Annotated in this window: 5 protein-coding genes; all 5 read left to right on the top strand. The window is 72.4% G+C overall.

Annotation, left to right across the window (positions count from 1 at the left end):
- The first annotated feature begins 380 nt into the window (after positions 1–380).
- Positions 381–1,571, top strand: coding sequence for an ROK family transcriptional regulator (locus ABT247_RS30825; protein ID WP_350749175.1), 1,191 nt, complete (start codon positions 381–383; stop codon positions 1,569–1,571).
- Between the two features lie 211 nt (positions 1,572–1,782).
- Positions 1,783–3,102: an ABC transporter substrate-binding protein gene (locus ABT247_RS30830; protein ID WP_350749186.1), complete on the top strand. Its 1,320-nt coding sequence runs from the start codon at positions 1,783–1,785 to the stop codon at positions 3,100–3,102.
- A gap of 27 nt (positions 3,103–3,129) precedes the next feature.
- Complete coding sequence (locus ABT247_RS30835; RefSeq protein ID WP_350749178.1) at positions 3,130–4,173, top strand: carbohydrate ABC transporter permease; 1,044 nt, start codon at positions 3,130–3,132, stop codon at positions 4,171–4,173.
- Between the two features lie 21 nt (positions 4,174–4,194).
- On the top strand, positions 4,195–5,103 hold the full coding sequence (locus tag ABT247_RS30840; protein ID WP_350749181.1) for a carbohydrate ABC transporter permease: 909 nt from the start codon (positions 4,195–4,197) through the stop codon (positions 5,101–5,103).
- The coding region (locus ABT247_RS30845) for a family 4 glycosyl hydrolase (RefSeq protein ID WP_350749184.1) at positions 5,103–6,275 on the top strand (1,173 nt) is incomplete at its 3' end. The genes ABT247_RS30840 and ABT247_RS30845, both read left to right, overlap by 1 nt.

Here is a 6,275-nt window from a genome sequence, read left to right on the forward strand (position 1 = left end):
CCGGGCAGCGAAAAGCCCCGCCCCCTCGAGGGGGCGGGGCTTTTCGCTGCCCGGGCGCTCCGGCCGGGCGCTCCCCGGCCGATGCCTGACCGCCGCCGGGCCGCCGCCGGGCCGCCGCGCGGTAACGCTTCGGCATCCTCCGCTCCACGGCCCATTGACACCCCGCTGACGGGGCCCGTACGGTCCTGTTCACGCGGACTGGAAAGTTTCCTAACAGTTCACGACGCCATCCCGTCACGCCGCACCGCCGTCACGTCACGCCGCACCGCCGCACCGCCGCCGCCGCACCACCCGCTCCACCGCCATCCCGTCGCGTCACCTCGGTTCACGTCGACCCCCGTCGCTTCACGTCGGACAGCCGGAAGGGGAGGATCCCGGTCATGACCAACAGCACCGCCAAGGCCCCCCTCGCCGGCACCCCCAGCCTGCTGCGCGCCATCAACGACCGCGCCGCCCTCGAACTCCTGCTGGCGAACGGCCCGCTCTCCCGCACCCAGATCGGCACCCTGACCGGGCTGTCCAAGCCCACCGCCTCCCAGCTGCTGGCCCGTCTGGAGACGGCCGGGCTGGTCCTGCCGGTCGGCACCACCGCGGGCGGCCCCGGCCCCAACGCGCAGCTGTACCAGGTGAATCCGGCCGCCGGGTACGCCGCCGGGCTGGACGTCACCAACAGCGGCATCAGCGTCGCGATCGCGGACATCACCGGCACCACCCTGGCCGAGCACACCGTGTCCACCAGGGGCGTGCCCGCCGCCGGGACCGTCCCCGCGGTCGCCGCCGCCGTCGCCGAGGCGGCCCGGGCCGCCGGGCTCGCCGAGGGGAGCCTGCGCACCGTGGCGATCGGCGTCGGCGGCGCCCCCGACCCGGTCACCGGCAAGCTGCGCTACGCCTCCCACCTGCCCGGCTGGCACTCGCCGCGGCTGGTCGAGGAACTGTCCGAGGCGATCGGCGCGCCGGTGTCGATCGAGAACGACGTCAACCTGGCCGCCGTCGCCGAACAGGCCACCGGTGCGGCCGCGGGCTTCGAGGACTTCGTCCTGCTCTGGGCCGGGTCGGGCACCGGCGCCGCGGTGGTGATCGCCGGGCGGCTGCACCGCGGCTTCACCGGCGGCGCCGGCGAGGTCGGCTACATGCCGGTGCCCGGCTCGCCGGTCGAGTGGGACGCCCGCCGGCGCAAGTTCGGCGGTTTCCAGGCCCTGGTCGGCGCACCCGCCGTCCGGGCGCTGGCCCGGGAGCACGGCCTCGGCGCGCCCAGTGCCGAGGAGTCCATCACCAGGGCGCTGGCCACCCCGGGTGCCGGCGACGCCTTCCTCGGTGAACTGGCCGGGCGGCTCGCCGTCGGGCTGGCCGTGATCGTCGCCGTGGTCGACCCCCAGCTGGTGGTCCTCTCCGGGCCGGTGCCGAGCGCGGGCGGCGAACGGCTCCGCGCCCTCGTGGAGGAGGAACTGGCCCGGATCTGCCTCGCCCGCCCGGAAGTCCGCAGCGGCGCCCTGCCCGGCTCACCCGTCCTGCACGGCGCCCTGCAGCGCGCCCTCGCCGACGCCCGTGAGGCGGTCTTCTCCACCCACTGACCCTCCCCCGCCCCTGAACCCTCCCCCTCCCTGAACCCTCCCCCGCCCGCACCCGCCCCCTCCCCGCACCCGCCCCCTCCCGCACCCGCCCCCTCCCCGCACCCACCTCTCCCGACCCCCGACGCGCGACCCGAGGCGATGAGGCCTGCCCGCGCACCACCAGGAGGATCCCGAAGTGCACGCCACCACCTCCCGCAGAGGCCGCCGCGCGATGGCCGCCGTCACCGGCACCGCCGTGCTGGCCCTGCTCGCCACCGCCTGCACCGGTTCCGACGGCGCGGGCGGCACCGACGACTCGGCCTCCGGCAAGGACGTCACCATCACCTTCTGGCACGGCTGGAGCCAGGACAACGAGGTGAAGGCGATCGACGCCAACATCGCCGCCTTCGAGAAGGCCCACCCCAACATCCACGTCAAGACCGTGGGCAACATCGCGGACGACAAGGTCAACCAGGCCCTGCGGGCCGGCGGCGACGACGCGCCGGACGTGGTGTCCTCCTTCACCACCAACAACGTCGGCATGTTCTGCTCGACCAAGGCCTTCGTCGACCTCCAGCCGCTGCTCCGGAAGAGCGGCATCGACCCGGCCAGGACCTTCCCGGCGGCGATGCTCAACTACACGCGGTTCCAGGGCGACCAGTGCGCGCTGCCGCTGCTCGGCGACGCCTACGGGCTGTACTACAACAAGAAGGCCTTCGCCGCCGCCGGCATCACCGCCCCGCCCCGGACCTTCAGCGAGTTCGCCGAGGACGCCAGGAAGTTGACCATCGCCGACGGCGACTCGTACCGGCAGCTCGGCTTCATGCCGCTGTACCACGGGTACGAGTCGACCACCGAGCACTTCCTCGGCCAGTACGGCGCCACCTACTTCGGTGCCGACGGCAAGTCGAACATCGCCACCGACCCGAAGGTCGCCGCGATGCTCGACTGGCAGAAGGGGCTGGTCGACCAGCTCGGCGGCTACGCCAGGCTGGAGAAGTACCGGGCCACCTTCGGCGAGGAGTTCAGCGCCAAGAACCCCTTCCACACCGGCCAGGTCGCGATGGCCATCGACGGTGAGTGGCGCACCGCCTCGCTCGCCGAGAACAAGCCCGACTTCGACTGGGCCACCGCGCCGTTCCCCGTCCCGGACGACCAGGCCGGCACCTACGGCCGCGGCTACCAGACCGGCACCATCATCGGCATCGCCGGCACCAGCAGGAAGCAGGCCGCGTCCTGGGAGCTGGTCAAGTACCTGACCACCGACACCGACGCGGTGGTCGCCTTCGCCAACGCGATCCACAACGTGCCGAGCACCTTCGACGCGCTCAACTCGCCGAAGCTGGTGAGCGACCCGAACTTCAAGACCTTCCTGGACGTCGCCAGGAACCCCGACTCGGGCACCACCCCGGCCAGCGTCAACGGCGGCGGCTACATCGTCTCGCTGCAGAACCTCGGTTACGACTACGAGTCCGGCAAGCAGCCCGACCTGCACGCCGGCCTGGCCGCCACGGCGAAGCAGATCGACACCGACATCGCCCAGGCCAAGTAGCCGGCGGGAACGGTCCACGGAGCTCCCATGTCACTCGCGTTCGGCACCCGCAAGGGAGGCGCCCCCGACGGCGGCGCCTCCGAGGGCGGCGGTTCCGCGGGCGCCGGGCCGGCCCACCCGGCGGCGGCCTCCTCGCAGCGCCTGCTGCGCCGGAGGCGCCGCCGGGAGGCGGCCCGCACCCTCGCCTTCCTCTCGCCCTGGCTGATCGGCTTCGGCGTCTTCTTCGTCTACCCGCTGGTCTCGACGGCCTACTTCTCCTTCACCCGGTACAACGGCTTCGGCGCGCCCGCCTTCGACGGGCTCAGGAACTGGGACTACGTCCTCGGCCAGCTGCCGGCCTTCTGGCAGGGCCTGCGCAACACCCTGTGGCTGGTGGTCGTCATGGTGACCCTGCGGGTCGCCTTCGGCCTCGGCGTCGGGCTGCTGATCACCAAAATCAGGACCGGCGTCGGCTTCTTCCGCACGGTGTTCTACCTGCCGTACCTGGCCCCGCCGGTGGCCGCCACCGTCGCCTTCGCCTTCCTGCTCAACCCCGGCACCGGCCCGCTCAACCACCTGCTCGGCGAGCTCGGCCTGCCGCAGCCCGGCTGGTTCGCCGACCCCGACTGGTCCAAGCCCGCGCTCACCATGCTCGCCATGTGGGGCGTCGGCGACCTGATGGTCATCTTCATGGCCGCGCTGCTGGACGTCCCCAAGGAGCAGTACGAGGCGGCCGAACTGGACGGCGCGGGACCGCTCCAGAGGTTCCGGTACGTCACGCTGCCGAACATCTCGCCGATCATCATGTTCGCGGTGGTCACCGGCGTGATCCAGACCATGCAGTACTACACCCAGGCGATCGTCGCCGGGAAGGTGGCCAGCGGCATCGCGGGCAACTCCGGCCAGCAGTTCGAGCCGGGCTTCCCGCAGGGCTCCACCTGGACCCTGCCGCAGATGGTCTACAACCTCGGCTTCCAGCGCTTCAACTACGGCGCGGCCTGCGTCGTCGCCCTGGTGCTGTTCGCCATCTCGATGGCCGTCACCTCGATCCTGCTCCGCCGCCGCTCCGGCTTCATGGCGAGCGACGACTAGCGGACCCCTGAGGACTCCACCATGACTCTCAGCTCCACGCTCCCCGGGGCGCCCGCCCGGACCGGCACCCGCCGGGCCGGCGGCCCCGCCGCCCGGGCCGCCCGGCGCCGCGCCGCGCTCAGCTGGGTCGCCGTGCACTCGCTGGCGATCGCTGCAGCGCTGTTCTTCCTGCTGCCCTTCGTCTTCGTCTTCCTCACCTCGGTGATGGACGACCAGCAGGCGCTCACCACCGACTACTGGCCCACCCACTGGGAGTGGGGCAACTACGGCAAGGTCTGGAACACCCCCGGCTTCCTCACCTGGTGGCGCAACACCCTGCTGTACGCCGGGGCCGGGACCCTGCTGACCGTCGTCTCCAGCCTGCCCGTCGCCTACGCCCTCGCCAAGTTCCGCTTCCGCGGCCGCAACCTGGCCCTGATGGCGGTGATCGCGATGATGATGCTGCCGCCGCAGGTCACCGTCATCCCGATGTACCTGTTCTGGGCCAAGCAGCTGGGCCTGGGCGGCTCGCTGTGGCCGCTGATCGTCCCGATGGCCTTCGGCGACGCCTTCTCCATCTTCCTGCTGCGCCAGTTCCTGACGACCATCCCCAAGGAGTACCTGGAGGCCGCCCGGATCGACGGCTGCGGCGACCTGCGCACCCTGCTGCGGGTGGTCCTGCCGATGGCCAGACCGGCCGTCGCCGCCGTCGCCCTGTTCCAGTTCTTCTACTGCTGGAACGACTACTTCGGCCCGCAGATCTACGCCAGCAACAACCAGGGTGCCTGGACGCTCAGTTACGGCCTCGAGTCGTTCAAGGCCGCCCACCACACCAACTGGAACCTCACCATGGCCGCCACCCTGCTGGTGATGGCACCCGTGATCGTCCTCTTCTTCTTCGCCCAGAAGGCCTTCATCGAAGGCGTGACACTGACAGGGGTCAAGGGCTGATGTCCGCCACACTCACGGCCGCCGGCTCCGCACCCGGGCCGGCCCGTTCCCCGCTCAAGCTCGCCATCGTCGGCGGCGGTTCCACCTACACCCCGGAGCTGATCGACGGCTTCGCCCGGCTGCGCGACACCCTGCCGGTCGGCGAGCTGGTGCTGATCGACCCGGCCGCCGAGCGGCTCGAGCTGATCGGCGGCCTGGCCCGGCGGATCTTCGCCGCCCAGGGCCACCCCGCCGCCGTCACCACCACGGCCGACCTGGCGGCCGGGGTCGCGGACGCCGACGCCGTCCTGCTCCAGCTGCGCGTCGGCGGGCAGGCGGCCCGCAACCAGGACGAGACCTGGCCGTTGGAGTGCGGCTGCGTCGGCCAGGAGACCACCGGCGCGGGCGGGCTCGCCAAGGCGCTGCGCACCGTCCCGGTCGTGCTGGACATCGCCGAGCAGGTCCGCCGGACCAACCCGGACGCCTGGATCGTCGACTTCACCAACCCCGTCGGCATCGTCACCCGGGCCCTGCGGACCGCCGGCCACAAGGCCGTCGGGCTGTGCAACGTCGCGATCGGCTTCCAGCGCAGGTTCGCGGCCCACCTGGGCGTGGACCCGGAACGCGTCCGGCTGGACCACGTCGGGCTCAACCACCTGACCTGGGAGCGCGGGGTCACCCTGCTCGACGCCCCCGGTGCGGCGACCGGGCGCGAGGTGCTGCCCGCGCTGCTGCGCGACTTCGGCAAGGAGATCGCGGACGACCTCCACCTGCCGCAGGCCTTCGTGCAACGGCTCGGCGTGGTGCCCTCGTACTACCTGCGGTACTTCTACCAGCACGACGCCGTGGTCGAGGAGCTCAGGGCGCAGGGCTCGCGGGCGGCGCAGGTCGCCGAGATCGAGCGGCAGCTGCTGGAGCTGTACGCCGACCCGGCCCTCGACACCAAGCCCGAGCTGCTCGGCCGGCGCGGCGGGGCGTTCTACTCGGAGGCGGCCGTCCAGCTGATCGCCGCGCTGCTGGGCACCGGCGGCGGGACGTCCGTCCAGGTGGTCAACACCCGCAACGACGGGGTGCTGCCCTTCCTGCCGGACGACGCCGCCCCGAACCGCCGACCGTGGTGCTGGCCGCCGCCCAGCGCGGCGACGTCGCCCGGGTCGAGATCCGCGGCCCCGGCATCGGCGGCAGCCCCGTCC

The organism is Kitasatospora sp. NPDC001539 (assembly GCF_040298565.1).
Lineage (GTDB): Bacteria > Actinomycetota > Actinomycetes > Streptomycetales > Streptomycetaceae > Kitasatospora.

What these genes read in the sequence shown, in the direction of transcription:
- ABT247_RS30825 (WP_350749175.1), top strand. Translation starts at nt 381, where the DNA reads ATGACCAACAGCACCGCCAAGGCCCCCCTCGCCGGCACCCCCAGCCTG.
- ABT247_RS30830 (WP_350749186.1), top strand. Translation starts at nt 1,783, where the DNA reads ATGGCCGCCGTCACCGGCACCGCCGTGCTGGCCCTGCTCGCCACCGCC.
- ABT247_RS30835 (WP_350749178.1), top strand. Translation starts at nt 3,130, where the DNA reads ATGTCACTCGCGTTCGGCACCCGCAAGGGAGGCGCCCCCGACGGCGGC.
- ABT247_RS30840 (WP_350749181.1), top strand. Translation starts at nt 4,195, where the DNA reads ATGACTCTCAGCTCCACGCTCCCCGGGGCGCCCGCCCGGACCGGCACC.